Annotated in this window: 16 protein-coding genes; 1 reads left to right on the top strand and 15 read right to left on the bottom strand. The window is 51.0% G+C overall.

The genetic code is table 11. The features are described 5' to 3' along the window. Window positions 1-123 precede the first annotated feature (123 nt). The 9 genes from trmD to smc all read right to left on the bottom strand — a co-directional run bounded on the left by trmD (window position 124) and on the right by smc (window position 9,001). Window positions 124-816 carry a tRNA (guanosine(37)-N1)-methyltransferase TrmD gene (gene trmD / locus ACTRXI_RS00445; protein ID WP_474260462.1) on the bottom strand — a complete coding sequence of 231 codons (693 nt, stop codon included), beginning with the start codon at window positions 814-816 and terminating at the stop codon, window positions 124-126. Then, a complete protein-coding gene (gene rimM / locus ACTRXI_RS00440) occupies window positions 813-1,337 on the bottom strand; it encodes a ribosome maturation factor RimM (RefSeq protein WP_474260459.1) in 525 nt (174 codons plus the stop codon). The genes trmD and rimM overlap by 4 nt, the downstream gene beginning before the upstream one ends. Beyond that, window positions 1,324-1,743, bottom strand: coding sequence for a YlqD family protein (locus ACTRXI_RS00435; RefSeq protein ID WP_322525241.1), 420 nt, complete (start codon window positions 1,741-1,743; stop codon window positions 1,324-1,326). The genes rimM and ACTRXI_RS00435 overlap by 14 nt, the downstream gene beginning before the upstream one ends. Before the next feature lie 54 nt (window positions 1,744-1,797). Next, window positions 1,798-2,037, bottom strand: a complete 240-nt coding sequence (locus tag ACTRXI_RS00430) for a KH domain-containing protein (protein ID WP_474260457.1) — start codon at window positions 2,035-2,037, stop codon at window positions 1,798-1,800. A 164-nt stretch (window positions 2,038-2,201) separates the two neighbouring features. Then, the gene (gene rpsP / locus ACTRXI_RS00425; protein ID WP_079476141.1) at window positions 2,202-2,474 is read right to left on the bottom strand and encodes a 30S ribosomal protein S16; all 273 of its coding nucleotides are present in this window, start codon (window positions 2,472-2,474) and stop codon (window positions 2,202-2,204) included. A gap of 90 nt (window positions 2,475-2,564) precedes the next feature. After that, window positions 2,565-3,908 carry a signal recognition particle protein gene (gene ffh, locus ACTRXI_RS00420; protein WP_474260455.1) on the bottom strand — a complete coding sequence of 448 codons (1,344 nt, stop codon included), beginning with the start codon at window positions 3,906-3,908 and terminating at the stop codon, window positions 2,565-2,567. Continuing rightward, entirely contained in the window at window positions 3,908-4,255 is a 348-nt protein-coding gene (locus ACTRXI_RS00415; RefSeq protein WP_474260453.1) for a putative DNA-binding protein, read from the bottom strand. Before ACTRXI_RS00415 ends, ffh begins: the two co-directional genes overlap by 1 nt. 90 nt (window positions 4,256-4,345) lie before the next feature. Continuing rightward, complete coding sequence (gene ftsY, locus ACTRXI_RS00410; RefSeq protein WP_474260451.1) at window positions 4,346-5,425, bottom strand: signal recognition particle-docking protein FtsY; 1,080 nt, start codon at window positions 5,423-5,425, stop codon at window positions 4,346-4,348. A gap of 12 nt (window positions 5,426-5,437) precedes the next feature. Further along, entirely contained in the window at window positions 5,438-9,001 is a 3,564-nt protein-coding gene (gene smc / locus ACTRXI_RS00405; protein ID WP_474260449.1) for a chromosome segregation protein SMC, read from the bottom strand. Between the two features lie 235 nt (window positions 9,002-9,236). On the opposite strand from smc, the gene ACTRXI_RS00400 reads away from it, so the two are divergent. After that, window positions 9,237-9,461: a DUF1128 domain-containing protein gene (locus ACTRXI_RS00400; protein WP_298784279.1), complete on the top strand. Its 225-nt coding sequence runs from the start codon at window positions 9,237-9,239 to the stop codon at window positions 9,459-9,461. Window positions 9,462-9,513: 52 nt separating this feature from the next. Here ACTRXI_RS00400 and rnc read toward each other — a convergent pair whose 3' ends face one another. The 6 genes from rnc to fapR form a co-directional block, all read right to left on the bottom strand. Further along, entirely contained in the window at window positions 9,514-10,197 is a 684-nt protein-coding gene (gene rnc, locus ACTRXI_RS00395) for a ribonuclease III (protein ID WP_474260828.1), read from the bottom strand. Between the two features lie 154 nt (window positions 10,198-10,351). Beyond that, window positions 10,352-10,582: an acyl carrier protein gene (gene acpP, locus ACTRXI_RS00390; protein WP_462865279.1), complete on the bottom strand. Its 231-nt coding sequence runs from the start codon at window positions 10,580-10,582 to the stop codon at window positions 10,352-10,354. Between the two features lie 88 nt (window positions 10,583-10,670). After that, a complete protein-coding gene (gene fabG / locus ACTRXI_RS00385; RefSeq protein ID WP_474260446.1) occupies window positions 10,671-11,417 on the bottom strand; it encodes a 3-oxoacyl-[acyl-carrier-protein] reductase in 747 nt (248 codons plus the stop codon). Continuing rightward, window positions 11,414-12,361, bottom strand: a complete 948-nt coding sequence (fabD, locus tag ACTRXI_RS00380) for an ACP S-malonyltransferase (protein WP_474260444.1) — start codon at window positions 12,359-12,361, stop codon at window positions 11,414-11,416. The genes fabG and fabD overlap by 4 nt, the downstream gene beginning before the upstream one ends. Before the next feature lie 11 nt (window positions 12,362-12,372). After that, a complete protein-coding gene (gene plsX / locus ACTRXI_RS00375; protein WP_474260442.1) occupies window positions 12,373-13,353 on the bottom strand; it encodes a phosphate acyltransferase PlsX in 981 nt (326 codons plus the stop codon). A gap of 13 nt (window positions 13,354-13,366) precedes the next feature. Continuing rightward, on the bottom strand, window positions 13,367-13,939 hold the full coding sequence (fapR, locus tag ACTRXI_RS00370; protein WP_474260440.1) for a transcription factor FapR: 573 nt from the start codon (window positions 13,937-13,939) through the stop codon (window positions 13,367-13,369). Between the last annotated feature and the right edge of the window lie 39 nt (window positions 13,940-13,978).

Below are 13,978 nucleotides of genomic sequence, written 5' to 3'. Positions count from 1 at the left end.
GCCTCCTTCTCTCGCATGCTCTTGTCCACGATGAAAACAGCGGAGCACCGTAATTGATGACTATTCAGTCACAAAATGAATCATAGCACATTCCACGGGTGGAATCAACCGCCGGATTTACGTCTAATCGGTATATTTTTCCCAAAGATCCGGCCGACGTTCTTTTGTTCTCTTTATTGCCTGGCTTTGCCGCCATTCAGCGATTTTTCCGTGGTCGCCGGACAGCAGAATATCCGGCACCGTCATGCCGCGGAAGTCCGCCGGACGGGTATACTGCGGATACTCCAGCAGCCCGTCCTCAAATGAATCTGTATGGGCGGACTGTTCATTGCCGAGCACTCCGGGCAAAAGGCGCGTAATGCTGTCTGCCATAACCATCGCGCCTAGTTCACCGCCGGTCAGCACAAAATCGCCGATCGAGTATTCATCCGTAATTAAATGCTCGCGGATCCGTTCGTCATAGCCTTCATAATGACCGCATATAAACATCAGCCGGTCTTCGCCGGCAAGCTCCCGGGCGTCCTCCTGCTTAAACGGCTTTCCCTGCGGGCAGAGAAGAATAACCCGGTCCGGCGGAGCATCACCTGCGCTTTTGACCTCGGCAGCAGCGTCAAATACCGGCTGCGGCTTCAATACGAGACCGGCGCCCCCGCCGTACGGGTAATCATCCACCTTGTTATGCTTGTCGTCTGTATAGTCCCTTATGTCATGGGTGTGAAAGGAGACGTGCCCTCTCTCAGCGGCACGGGCAAGAATGGAGTGGCCGAACACACTTTCAAACATACCCGGAAACAAGGTTAAAAAATCCATTCTCATTCCGGCAGCATTCCCTTCATTACCCTTACGGTAATACGTTTTTCGGCAACGTCCACATGCCGGACGACTTCTTCAATATAAGGAAGCAGAATGTCCTGCCGCCCTTCTGCCGGCTCCACCACCCACACGTCATTGGCTCCCGGGGTCAGGATTTCTTTCACATAACCGAGGCGGGTGCCTTCTTCCGTATAGACGTCTGCATCGATGATTTCATGAAAATAATATTCCGTTTCTTCAAGCGGGGCAAGCGCCGTTTCCGGTACAAAAAGCGCCGCATTTTTCATCCAGTCCACATCATCAATCGAATGAAACCCTTCGAATGTGAGCAGAATAAACTGCTTATGCGGACGGGAGCTTTTAATGACCAGCGGTTCATGGCCTGCTTCTGCCTCCGGCTTCTCCACGTATACCTCCTGCCCGGGCTGAAAACGCTCCTCCTCAAAGTCGCTGACGGATTTTACCCTGACTTCCCCACGTACGCCGTGCGTATTTACAATCGTGCCTATATTAAACCATTCCATCTTCGTCACTCGCTTTATGTTTTGATCTGATTTCTTTTACAATGCCCTCTTCCACTACAATGGTCCCCCAGTGCTCGCCTTCATGCCACGCGCTCCCCACCTCGATATCAAACATCACTTCCGTCGTGCCAAATGAAAGCTCCGAGCCGATCGGAAGATGCTCGAGCTGGTTCTGCAAAAAATAGAGCTGCTGCAGCTCTTCCTTTCGTTTTTCAATTTCCTTGTTGAATTTATCCATGGCCGACCAGCGGCCGTTCTCGGTCTCCCGTTCCTTGTTCTGCTTCTGCTTTTGAAAACGAAGCTGCTCCGTTTCCTCCAGCAGCCGGGATTTCTGCTGCTCGTATTTTTCCTGCAGCTCCTCTTTCAATGTTTCCGTCAGAATATGGTGAACGTTCATTTTTTTCATTACACGCACTTTATCACCTCTTCAAGGGCCCCGAAGCGGCAGCTAAACAGGGAGCTATTTTTGATCGTTCAACAGGGTAAGACGGACGTTTTTTCCTTCAGTCGAGGCTTTCGCCTGCAGGAGCGTTCTCACCGCCTGAATCGTTTTGCCCTGCCTGCCGATTACTTTTCCCGCGTCCTCCGGATGAACCCTCACTTCAATAAGCACCCGTCCGTTCTCTTCCGATTCCGTCATCTTTATATCATCCGGATAATCCACGATCCGCTCCAATATTATGTAGGCAAAAGATTTCATCCACTCATCCTTTCCTGATATGTATTATTTTATCACAAACAAGCGGCCCCCGGGTCTTTCTCCGCAGACAGAGGGTATAAAGGCATGCTGTTGCATAAAAAAAGACCGCCTCGCCCTCTTCATTCCCTAAGGAAATGACGGGCACAGACGATCTTTTTAGCTTATTACTTTGCGTGCTTTTCGTTGTGCAGACGGGTCATAAGACCTTCCTGCGAAAACAGGTTACGAACAGTATCCGATGGTTTAGCACCGTCGAGCATCCACTTAAGAGCCTTCTCTTCGTTCACGTGGAACTCGGCAGGGTTAGTCAGCGGGTTGTACGTACCGATTTCTTCGATAAAACGTCCATCACGTGGTGCCCGGGAATCCGCTACTACCAAACGGTAGAAAGGACGCTTGTTCGAGCCCATGCGCTTTAATCTGATGCGCGTTGCCATATGCAAACACCTCCATTTTTTTCTCACATTTGCTTATTATAATAGCTTCTTTACGTGCTGTAAAGTGTTTTTCCTTGCCATACAAAAATTTTACATGAATGGCATCGAGAAATTGCCTTTTTTCTTGCCCTTCTGCTGCGAAGTCATCTGCTTCATCATTTTTTTCATGTCCTCAAACTGCTTGAGCAGACGGTTTACGTCCTGGATCGTCGTGCCGCTACCTTTGGCAATCCGGCGCTTACGGCTTGCGTTCATCAAAGATGGATGCTGGCGTTCCTCTCTGGTCATGGAACGGACGATTGCCTCCACCCGTGTAATCTGATTGTCATCCATCTGGACATTTTTAAGGCCTTTCATTTTGCCGGCGCCAGGGATCATGCTCATAATATCTTCCATCGATCCCATGTTACGCACCTGGCCGAGCTGTTCGAGAAAGTCGTCGAACGTAAGATCCTGCGACCGCATTTTCTTTTCAAGCTCTTTGGCTTTGTCTTCATCCACATTGGTTTGTGCTTTTTCAATCAGGGAGAGCATATCGCCCATGCCGAGAATTCTTGAAGCCATCCGTTCCGGGTGAAACGGTTCAATGGCGTCAATTTTCTCTCCGGTACCGGCGAATTTGATCGGTTTATCCGTCACCGATTTAACCGACAGCGCTGCCCCGCCGCGGGTGTCCCCGTCAAGCTTCGTCAGCGTCACGCCGGTAATGCCGAGCTGTTCATTAAAGCTTTCTGCCACGTTGACAGCGTCCTGCCCGGTCATTGAGTCCACCACGAGCATGATTTCATCCGGATTGACTGCTTCTTTCATACGCTGCAGCTCGTCCATCAAAGAATCATCCACGTGCAGACGGCCGGCTGTATCAATAAACAGATAATCGTAATGCTCTTCTTTAGCTTTTGCGAGCGACTGTTTGGCAATATCAACCGGGTCTGCTTCGGTTCCGAGAGAGAAGACGGGCATGTTCAGCTGCCGGCCCAGCGTCTCGAGCTGATCAATCGCTGCCGGACGGTAGACGTCCGCTGCCGCCATCAGAGGCTGGCGGTTTTTGTTTTTCCGCAAATAATTCGCAATTTTTGCGGATGTCGTCGTTTTCCCGGCGCCCTGCAGCCCTACCATCATTACTACCGTCGGACCTTTAGCCGCTTTTGCAATTTCCGCCTGTTCACCGCCCATCAGCTGGGTCAGCTCTTCGCTGACCACTTTGACCACCTGCTGGCCGGGCGTTAAGCTTTTCATCACTTCCTGGCCGGTCGCACGATCTTTTACGCTGTTGACGAACTGCTTTACGACTTTGTAGTTGACGTCTGCTTCAAGCAGCGCGAGCCGTACTTCGCGCATCATTGCTTTAACGTCTTCATCCGTAACTTTCCCACGGCTCTTCATATGGTCAAACGTGGACTGCAGACGTTCGCCTAATCCTTCAAATGCCATTACGAAACCCCTTCCTCTTCTAAATTTTCCAGCGTCTCTACCGCTTCAAGCAGCTGCGTTTTTTCCGGGAAATCGTCCGGAGCCAGCGCCTTTAACTGCTCGTACAGCGCCAGGCGCTTCTGGTATTTTTTATATAATCCAAGTTTTTCCTCATATTCCTCAAGCATCGTCTCGGTGCGCCGGATATTGTCGTACACCGCCTGACGGCTGACGTTAAATTCCTCCGAAATTTCACCCAGCGAAAAGTCGTCTAAATAATACCTTTCCAAATAGAGCCGCTGCTTGTTTGTCAGCAGCGGCTGGTAAAAATCAAACAGTGAATTCATCCGAACTGTTTTTTCGAGCATGCATACCACCTCTGGCGTTAAGTGCAATTACTTTACAGTTCATCTTACGAACCACAGCGGTTCTTGTCAAGAAATTGCGTAACCCGGATGCTACCGCTCCTCTGCATCGGCCGGCGTCTGTTCAATCATATCCTTAAACAGCCCGTAAACGAAATCCTCCGCTTCGAATGGCTGCAGATCATCCAGCTTTTCCCCGAGCCCGACCATTTTTACCGGAATGTTCAATTCGTTGCGGATCGCCATTACAATACCGCCCTTCGCGGTCCCGTCAAGCTTCGTTAAGATGATGCCGGAAACCTCCGTTGCCTCCCGGAAGGTTTTTGCCTGACTCATGGCATTCTGGCCGGTGGTAGCGTCCAGAACGAGAAGCACTTCGTGAGGTGCCTCGGGAATTTCCCGCGTGATGACACGCTTTACTTTCGCAAGCTCATTCATTAGATTGACCTTGTTCTGCAGACGGCCTGCCGTATCACAGAGAAGCACATCTGCCTGTCTCGATTTTGCTGACTTGATCGCATCGTAAATGACCGCCGCCGGGTCACTGCCGGCCTGCTGCTTGATAACGTCCACTCCGGCACGCTCTCCCCAGCCCTCGAGCTGCTCAATTGCCCCGGCACGAAACGTGTCCCCGGCTGCGAGAACAACTTTTTTTCCTTCTGCTTTCATTTGATGGGCCATTTTCCCGATCGTTGTCGTTTTCCCGACACCGTTCACGCCGACAAAAAGCATGACAGTCATACCGTCCGGATTCATGTTCAGCTTGGAATCTTCTCCGGTGCGGTCCAGCTTTTCCGCCATTTTTTCCGTAATCAGCGGAGTGAGCTTTTCCGTCGTCCGGATATTTTTCAGGAGCGATTCGTTTCGCAGCTCGTCGATGATTTCCATCACAGTTTCCACACCGACGTCTGAGCTGATCAAAATTTCTTCGAGTTCTTCAAAGAAATCTTCATTTACTTCGCGGTACTGGGCAAACAGTTCATTCATCGCTTCGGAGAAAGAAGATCTTGTTTTTGCCAGCCCTTCACGGAAACGGCTCGAAAGTGAGACACGCCGTTCTTCTTCGGGTTCTTCTTTACCTGATTCCTGTGCTTCCTGCTTCGCTTCTTCCCTGGCTTCTTCTTCCGCCGCTTCGCCGGCCATTCGTTTTTTTAATCGTTGAAAAAGACTCATGCTTTTCACTCCTTACACTTCCAGTAGTTCATCCGCTTCTTCCAGGCGGACAGATACCATTTTTGATACGCCTGATTCTTCCATTGTAATTCCGTAAAGTACGTCGGCTTCCTCCATGGTAGCCTTGCGGTGGCTGATCACAATAAACTGAGTCGTTTCACTGAACGAGCGCAGGTATTTCGCAAAGCGTACGAGGTTCGCTTCATCAAGAGCGGCTTCCACTTCGTCCAGTACGCAGAATGGAGCCGGTTTTACTTTAATAATGGCAAACAACAGCGCGATGGCTGTCAGCGCCTTCTCCCCGCCGGATAGAAGAGACAGGTGCTGCCTTTTTTTACCGGGCGGCCGGGCGGAAATATCCACTCCCGTATGAAGCAGATTCTCCGGAGCTGTAAGCACCAGATCCGCTTCCCCGCCACCAAACAGCTTCGCAAAGACGTGCTGAAATTCTTCGCGGATCGCATGATACGTAGCGGCAAAACGCTCCGTCACTTCTGTGTCCATTTCATCGATCACATCCTGCAGCGACTGTCTTGCCTCCATCAGATCCTCCTGCTGGCTGCTTAAAAAGCGGTGACGCTCCGTGACCCGTTCGCATTCTTCAATCGCCCCGAGATTCACAGTTCCGAGCTCTTCGATGCCAAGCTGAAGCAGGTGCACTTCGTCTTTTGCCTGCTCCGGGCTTACGGACAGCGTATGCTTCTGTTTCGCCCGTTCAAACGATAATTCATATTCTGACTGCAGGTAGGTGATTTTATTTTCGAGCGTCACATCGAGACGGTTCATGCGCACCGTTGTTTCATGAAGACGGTCCCGGCTTTCCTGAAAGCGGTCATTCTGAACTGAGGCTGTTGCTTCGATTTGTTCTGCAGCACGGGCTGCACGATTCTTTTGTTCATTCAGCCGCTCCTGCAGCCGCTCAATCTTTTCCTTAGCAGCTTTCGCTTCTTCGACCAATTCATCCCAGTCCTGGCTGCTATGGTCGTTATTTAAATGTTCCTCCCAGGCAGCCGCCCGCTCTTTACGCGCGGAGACGACCTGTTCAAGTTCTTCTTTTTCCCTGTGCAGCCGTTCTTTTTCTTTATGCTGGGCAGAAACATTTTCCCGGAGAGCTGCCGTCTGCACTTTTCTTTCTGTCTCCTGCTCCCGGAGCAACGCTTCTTCCTCATCCCGCCTGGAATATTCCTGTTCGAGCGCGTCGATCGATGCTTTCAGCTCTGTAATGGCTTTTTCGACTCTTGCCCGGTTTTCTTCAAGCACCTGCAGACGCTCATCAAGACGTTCTTTCTCTTCCTCTAGCGAGGAATATTCCCGGTCAAACATGCCGAGACGGGAATCAAGGCGGTCGTGCTCCTGCTCGCTTTTACGGCGTGCTTCCTTTTTCTCCTCAAGCTGCCCGTTATACTCCCGGGCTCTCTGCTGCTTATCGCTCGCAGCCGCTTTCTGCTTTTTCACAGCCTGCTTCGTCTGATCAACTGTTTTCTCCCAGGCTGCAGTCTTTTCTTCTATTTCCGTTAAATTATTTCTTAACTCGCGAAGCTCACGCTGTTTTTCGAGAAGCGTGCCCTTCTGGTTCTGCATTTTTCCTCCGCTCATCGAGCCCCCGGGGTTTACGACATCTCCTTCAAGAGTGACGATGCGGATTTTATAGCTGCACGCTGCCGCCAGGCGGTTAGCCGTTTCCAGCTGGTCCACTACAAAAATATGGCCGAGCAGCTGGTCACGGACATGCTCATATCCCTGGCGGACATGCACAAGCTCTCCGGCCGTGCCGACAAAACCGATAAACGTCTGTGCTTTTTCATAGCTGGACCGGTCGGCCCGTCTCGGACGCACCGTTTCGGAGGGGAGCAGCGTCGCCCGCCCCTTCTGATGCTTGCGCAAATACGCAATTGCCTCGCGTGCGTCTTTTTCGGTCTGCGTCACAATATGCTGGAGGGAAGCGCCAAGCGCCGTTTCCATCGCCTCCACATATTCTCCCGGCACATCCATCAGCTCAGCCACCGAGCCGATAATGCCTGAAAGCTTTTGTTCCCGGGCCTTTAAAATTTCTTTGGCCCCCTGGTAATAGCCGGCATACTCCTCCTGCATTTCTTCAAGCATACGGATTTTTGATTTTTTTTCGTCAACGTACCGGTACGCTTTATACAGTTTGTCTTCCTGCTCTTTTAGTTTTTCTTCCAGGCGCTCTTCTTCTCTGGTGGCTGCTTCAGCTTCCGAGCGCGCGTTTTCCGTTTGGCGGGAGAGCGCTTCCTCTTCTTTTTTCTGCTCCTTAACGAGCTGCGCGGAATTTCCGCGCTCTTCAAGAAACGATTGATTATCCTCTTTCAATGCTCTCATACGCCGCTCGAGAGAAGCTTTCTGGTCTGTCACGTATCGGGTTTCGTTTCCTACAGACGCCTGTTCATTGAGTTTTTCAATGTATTCGCTTTTTTCTTCTTCAAGGTCTTTTCCGTTCATTTCCTGGTAGGAGCGCAGCTGCTTTTGAACCGAACGCAGTTCATTCATCCCGCTCGTGAGAGCTTCATTTTCTTTTTCATACCGTTCTTTTTGCTCCCGGTAAGCGTTTGTTACGCTGCTCAGCTTTGCCTCGTCTTCCTCGAGTGCTTTTTTTTCTGCTTCTAGCTTTTCGGCTGCATGTTTTCCCTGTTCATTTGAAAGGTTACGGTCCCCTTCACGTTTTTCGAGATTTCTGGCCGCTTCCACATAGCCGCTCTGCACCTGCTGGTGGAACCGGGCAAGCAGCGCTTCGAAAGCCCGGGCTTGGCGGGCGGCCGCTTCCGTCTGTTCTTTTTTCTGCTTCCAGCGTCTGTTGTGCTGCTCTTCTTTTTTCTCCTGCTCCTGGGCTGCTTTCCAATCGGAATGCAGTTCTTCAATTTCATGCACGAGCAGAGCCGATTCCAGCGCTTCAAGCTCTTCACGCTTGGCGAGGTAGTCCTTCGCTTCGGATGCCTGTATCTGCAGCGGCTCCATCTGCTCATTCAATTCATGCAGAATGTCTTTTACCCGGTGCAGGTTCGCCTCTGTTGATTCAAATTTTCTTTCAGCTTCCTGCTTGCGCTGCTTGTATTTCAATACCCCGGAAGCTTCTTCAAACATCGCCCGCCGCTCTTCCGGCCGGCTGTTTAACACCTCTTCGACCCGGCCCTGGCCAATAATCGAAAAAGATTCTTTTCCCATGCCGGAATCCATAAACAGATCAATAATATCTTTGCGGCGGCATTTTGTCCGGTTCAGCAGATACTCGCTTTCTCCGGAGCGGTACAAACGGCGTGTCACGCTTATTTCACTGTATTCATATGGAAGGCTTCCGTCTTCATTATCAAGCACGAGCGTAACTTCCGCAATATTCAGCCCACGCCGGGTATCGCTTCCGGAAAATATCACGTCTTCCATACGGGCGCCGCGCAGCGACCGGGCCGACTGTTCCCCGAGTACCCACCGGATGCTGTCGGAAATATTACTTTTGCCGCTGCCGTTCGGGCCGACGACGGTCGTAATGCCGGGGTTAAAATCAATATGTAAACGGTCGGCAAACGATTTAAACCCTTTAATTTCTATTCGTTTCAGGAACAAAGGTATGCCCCCTCTTATTTTATAGTATGTACTGACAGCGCCGGGCGCTGTCCTCTGCTGTTTATATTTTATCACAACACGCACGCCGGCAGAACTCGACCTAAATCCCCCTTTGTCAAACGCGGGAAAAACCACTACAATAATATTAACGTTGTCATTAAAACACCGCGGAAGCTTTTTAAAGAGATGAACCGCGGGTTTTTAAACTGGACGGAGTGGAGGAGAAGAAATTCGCATGAGTTTAGAACAAGCAAGCCGTGATAACCTGGATTACATGATTACCGAACTGCAGAAAAAATTACAGATCGTCAATGTTTCTGTAATGCAGCCGGAGCATTATGACGTCGATCAATACCATGAGATTAAAGAAATCTACGACATGGTGGATTCCAAAAATAATATCAGCGTCAGCGAGATGCAGGCCATCGTTTCCGAGCTCGGCCATCTGCGCAAAGGCTGATCCGCACATTTAAACAACCGCCAGCGTTTGGCGGTTGTTTTTTTAATTTCGTTTATTCACGGCGCTGCAGCTGTTCAAGGGTAGCCTGGGCTGCCCGCTGCTCCGCTTCTTTTTTTGACCGTCCGCGGCCGGCACCGGCGCGCGCGTCGTTTAAGGAGACCGCCGAATGAAATTCCCTGTTATGGGCCGGCCCCTGCTCATCGGTGATTTCATAGGAAATCACGCCCAGGTTTTCCTTCTGGACGAATTCCTGCAGCTGGCTTTTGTAATCAGCTGTCACAGAAAACGCCCCTTCATCGAGCTTAGGAAAGACAAATCGTTCCAAAAACTGCTCGACGTTTGAAAGTCCCTGATCAAGATACATTGCTCCGACAAACGATTCGAATACGTCTGCGAGCAGCGCGGGCCGGGTGCGGCCGCCGGTCATTTCTTCGCCCTTGCCCATCAGGACCACATTTCCAAATTGCAATTCCTCGGCCAAGCTAGCTAGCGATGCTTCACATACCATTGCGGCGCGGAGTTTTGTCATATCGCCTTCCGTCATGGAAGGGAATTCGCGGAACAAATGATTGGAAACCGCCAGCTCCAATACAGCATCGCCGAGAAATTCCAAACGTTCGTTATCCCTTACGTGCTTCATACGATGTTCATTCACATAGGAAGAGTGCGTGAAAGCCTGTCGCAGCAGCTGCTCGTCTGCAAATGAAACCTGCAGCTCCTGGAGGATGGACTGCATAAGTTCATGCTGTCTGGCTGTAAATACTGCTTTCTCCCTGGACTGGCTTTTGGACGATGTAGGTTTTGGCAAAAATGAACCTCCCTTAAAATAATTTCGGGGTATTACATAGAAAAGCCCAGCCCGCTTGCACAGGACGTGGGCTTGCTTTCTACTACTGCTTCTCTATGTAATTGATTACATCACCGACTGTTTGAATTTTTTCTGCTTCTTCATCAGAAATTTCCAGATCAAATTCGTCTTCCAGTTCCATGACTAATTCTACTACATCCAGAGAATCCGCGCCGAGATCTTCCTTAAAGGTCGCGTCTTTATTGACGTTCGCCTCATCCACCCCGAGGTGGTCTGCAACGATTTTTTTCACACGTTCGAGTGTTTCTGCCATTCCTTTCACCTCCTTTAAAGAATCGTTTCGGCTTCATTCCATTCTTTCCACTTCTGAGCGCGAATGAAACCGCTGTGTCACCGATATTTTATGGCATTACCATGCCGCCGTCAACATGCAGCGTCTGCCCGGTCATATATTTGGCGCTGTCTGAAGCGAGAAACAACACCGTATTGGCCACGTCTTCCGTCTCCCCGAGCTTTTGAAGCGGAATCTGCTGCATCATCTGCTCCTTCGTGTCTTCTTCGAGCTCGTCGGTCATTTCCGTGGAGATAAACCCTGGTGCGACAGCGTTCACCCGGATATTTCTCGAAGCAAGCTCACGGGCGAGCGTTTTCGTGAGCCCGACTACTCCTGCTTTTGATGCCGTATAGTTCGCCTGTCCGGGGTTGCCGGTCGTTCCCACGACAGAAGCCATATTGATGATCGTTCCGCCCCGTTTTTTCATCATCGGACGGGCCGCTGCCCGGGATGTTAAAAACACGCTTTTTAAATTTGTATCAATGACGTCATCCCATTCGTCTTCTTTCATGCGCATTAACAGGTTATCCTTCGTGATACCGGCGTTATTTACAAGCACGTCAATACCGCCGAATTCCTCTGTCACCTGCTTAAGCATTTCTTTGACATCCGATTCATTCGATACATCCGCCTGGATCACAAGCGTTTTCACGCCGTGCTCTTTGCACTCCGAAGCGGTTTCCTCGGCTTTTTCCCTGCTGCCGGCGTAGTTGATCGCAACGTTCGCTCCCTGAGCGGCAAAGCCGAGGGCGATGGCTTTGCCGATACCTCTTGACGCCCCGGTTACAAGCACGCTTTGTCCTTCGAAATTCATGACGATGCACTCCTTTTTTCAAGCCATTTATCCAGCGATGCTTCGTCCTGTACTGCATGTACATCCAGGCCGCGGCGCTGAATCCTCCGGATCATTCCACTCAGGACGCTGCCAGGACCAATTTCTACAAATTCCGTTACACCAAGGTCAATCAGGCGGCGCACCGAATCTTCCCAGTGAACTGGGGAGGTTACCTGCGCAATCAGCTGCTGACGGATGGCGGATGGGTCCGAGGTTTCCTTGGCATCCACATTCGCTATGAGCGGGCGGCGCGGCCCGCGGATCTCAACGTTTTGCAGAGCATCCGCCAGCTTTTCCTCCGCCGGCTTCATAAACGAGGAATGAAAGGGACCGCTCACCTGCAGCGGCACCACTTTCTTCGCCCCGCGGTCCGGAGCGTGCTCCTCCACATAGCGCACGCCTTCCCGGCTTCCGGAGATAACAATCTGTCCGGGGGCGTTCAGGTTGGCCAGCTGTACTTTATCAGCGGCTTCTGTCGCTTCATCCACAAGCTCCTGCAGATCTTCACGTTCCATGCCCATAACTGCGGCCATCGTTCCTTTACCCTCGGGGTCCGCTTCAGCCATCCATTTTCCCCGTTTGGCCACAACAGCAGCGGCTTCTGCGAATTTGAGCGCGCCATTGGCCACCAGCGCCGAATACTCTCCGAGGCTGTGGCCGGCGGTGTAATCGGCCTGCACGCCCTTTTCCTCCACAAGCGCATGAAGGGCGGAGCTCATCGTAATCAGTGCCGGCTGCGTGTATTCTGTCTGGGTTAATGTTTCTTCCGGGCCGTTAAACATAATATCGGTCAGGCTGTATCCAAGCGCTTCATCTGCTTCCTGAAAGACGGTACGGGCCGTCGGAGCGTTGTCATATAATTCTTTTCCCATTCCAACAAACTGGGATCCCTGACCAGGAAAAATAAAAGCCGTTTTTCCCATTGTAATGCCTCCTACTCTTCTAAGTGCTTCTGCATAAGGTGTGTCACGTTTTCCTGGGCCATCTGCCGGGCCTGGCGGATCGAATGATAGACGGAAATATGGTCGGATGACCCGTGACATTTAATCAGCGGCGCCTGCAGGCCCACAAGCGTAGCGCCGCCGTGATTGGAGTAATTCATTTTCTCACGTAGATGCGTCAGGCCTGTTTTCATCATGGCAGCAGCCAGCTTTGTCCGCAGACTTGCCATAAATTCTTTTTTCAGAAGCGAAAACAGAGTGGATGCAGTGCCTTCGATGGATTTTAACACGAGGTTTCCGGAGAAGCCGTCGCAGACCGCTACGTCACAGACACCATCGAGCAGATCCCTTGATTCCACGTTTCCGACGAAATTCACCGGAGCATGCTCGAGCAATTCATACGTCTCTTTCATTAAATTATTGCCCTTGCCCTTTTCTGTGCCAATATTAACAAGTCCGACCCGAGGGTTTTCAATGCCCCGTACCAGCTGCATATATGTACTGCCTAAAATCGCATGCTGGTACAGATGATTCGCCTTTGCATCCATATTCGCTCCGGCATCAAGCAGCAAAAAGCCTGTGCCGTCCACCGTCGGGAGTGTCGGAGCAAGTGCCGGCCGCTCCACGCCGTGTATTCTCCCAATATGCAGGAGCCCAGCCGTCATAAAAGCCCCGGTATTGCCGCAAGAAATACCTGCTGCTGCCCGGCCCTCTTTCACTTCCTGTACGGAAAGAACCATCGAGGACTGCTTTTTGCGACGGATGGCTTTGGTCGGGGACTCGTCCCCATCAATCACTTCATCGGTATGCAAAATATCAATACGTTCCGTCTTGGATAAATGTTTTTTGATTTGAGGCTCAGAACCCACCAGTGTAATCTCGATATCTTTAAAAGCTTGAACAGCAGCCATTGCTCCAGCCACCTGGGCTTTAGGAGAATGATCGCCGCCCATCGCATCGACTACAATTCTCATTTTTTTAGTCTCCTTATTCGCTCACCGAAGCAGCGTGGGAACGGTACATGACGAATTCGCCCTGAAACACTTCTTCCCCCTGCACGCGGCTTGTTACCGTAACATATGTTTTTCTTTCGGTCTTTTTCGTAACGACCGCTTTGGCAATAATTCGTTCTCCGAGAAGCACCTGCCGGTTAAATTCAAGCGAGGAGCGCATCGTAAGCGCCAGTTCATCGTTAATCACGGCTACAGCAAGGGAGTTCGCCTGCGCAAACAGATAATGCCCGCGCGCAATGCCGTTCCTTGAGAATACGTGATCCTCCGTAATTTCAAGCATGCTGATCGCCTCGTGGTCCAGATGGAGGTCAATAACCTCCCCGATCACTTCTTCGAGCGGGAGCGCCTTGACTTCGTCAAGCCTTTCTTTAGCAACGTGCTTGATTCTCTCCCGGTGCTCCGGGATCGAGAGCTCCAGGCGGTCCAGACGGACAGTCTGGACGCTCACCTGAAATGACCGGGCCAGTGCTTCGTCGGTAATAAAAGGATTAGAGGCAATAACAGTCTGAAGTTCTTCCTGCCTTGCCTTTTTATTTTTTCGGGCCATAATAATCATCCACTTCTATGAGTAGGTACTAATAGTAGT

This window comes from Marinococcus sp. LNHM4E3-1 (assembly GCF_056034405.1).
Note: the sequence above shows the minus strand (reverse complement) of the source record. Positions and strands in the feature narration are given on the sequence as shown.

Excerpts from the sequence above, each read along its gene's own strand:
- ACTRXI_RS00435 (WP_322525241.1), bottom strand. The coding sequence starts at position 1,743 with ATGAAAAAAATGAACGTTCACCATATTCTGACGGAAACATTGAAAGAG.
- plsX (WP_474260442.1), bottom strand. The coding sequence starts at position 13,353 with ATGAGAATTGTAGTCGATGCGATGGGCGGCGATCATTCTCCTAAAGCC.
- trmD (WP_474260462.1), bottom strand. The coding sequence starts at position 816 with ATGAGAATGGATTTTTTAACCTTGTTTCCGGGTATGTTTGAAAGTGTG.
- fabG (WP_474260446.1), bottom strand. The coding sequence starts at position 11,417 with ATGAATTTCGAAGGACAAAGCGTGCTTGTAACCGGGGCGTCAAGAGGT.
- acpP (WP_462865279.1), bottom strand. The coding sequence starts at position 10,582 with ATGGCAGAAACACTCGAACGTGTGAAAAAAATCGTTGCAGACCACCTC.
- fapR (WP_474260440.1), bottom strand. The coding sequence starts at position 13,939 with ATGGCCCGAAAAAATAAAAAGGCAAGGCAGGAAGAACTTCAGACTGTT.
- ftsY (WP_474260451.1), bottom strand. The coding sequence starts at position 5,425 with ATGAGTCTTTTTCAACGATTAAAAAAACGAATGGCCGGCGAAGCGGCG.
- ACTRXI_RS00400 (WP_298784279.1), top strand. The coding sequence starts at position 9,237 with ATGAGTTTAGAACAAGCAAGCCGTGATAACCTGGATTACATGATTACC.
- rpsP (WP_079476141.1), bottom strand. The coding sequence starts at position 2,474 with ATGGCAACGCGCATCAGATTAAAGCGCATGGGCTCGAACAAGCGTCCT.
- rimM (WP_474260459.1), bottom strand. The coding sequence starts at position 1,337 with ATGGAATGGTTTAATATAGGCACGATTGTAAATACGCACGGCGTACGT.
- rnc (WP_474260828.1), bottom strand. The coding sequence starts at position 10,197 with ATGCAGTCCATCCTCCAGGAGCTGCAGGTTTCATTTGCAGACGAGCAG.
- ffh (WP_474260455.1), bottom strand. The coding sequence starts at position 3,908 with ATGGCATTTGAAGGATTAGGCGAACGTCTGCAGTCCACGTTTGACCAT.
- ACTRXI_RS00415 (WP_474260453.1), bottom strand. The coding sequence starts at position 4,255 with ATGCTCGAAAAAACAGTTCGGATGAATTCACTGTTTGATTTTTACCAG.
- fabD (WP_474260444.1), bottom strand. The coding sequence starts at position 12,361 with ATGGGAAAAACGGCTTTTATTTTTCCTGGTCAGGGATCCCAGTTTGTT.
- ACTRXI_RS00430 (WP_474260457.1), bottom strand. The coding sequence starts at position 2,037 with ATGAAATCTTTTGCCTACATAATATTGGAGCGGATCGTGGATTATCCG.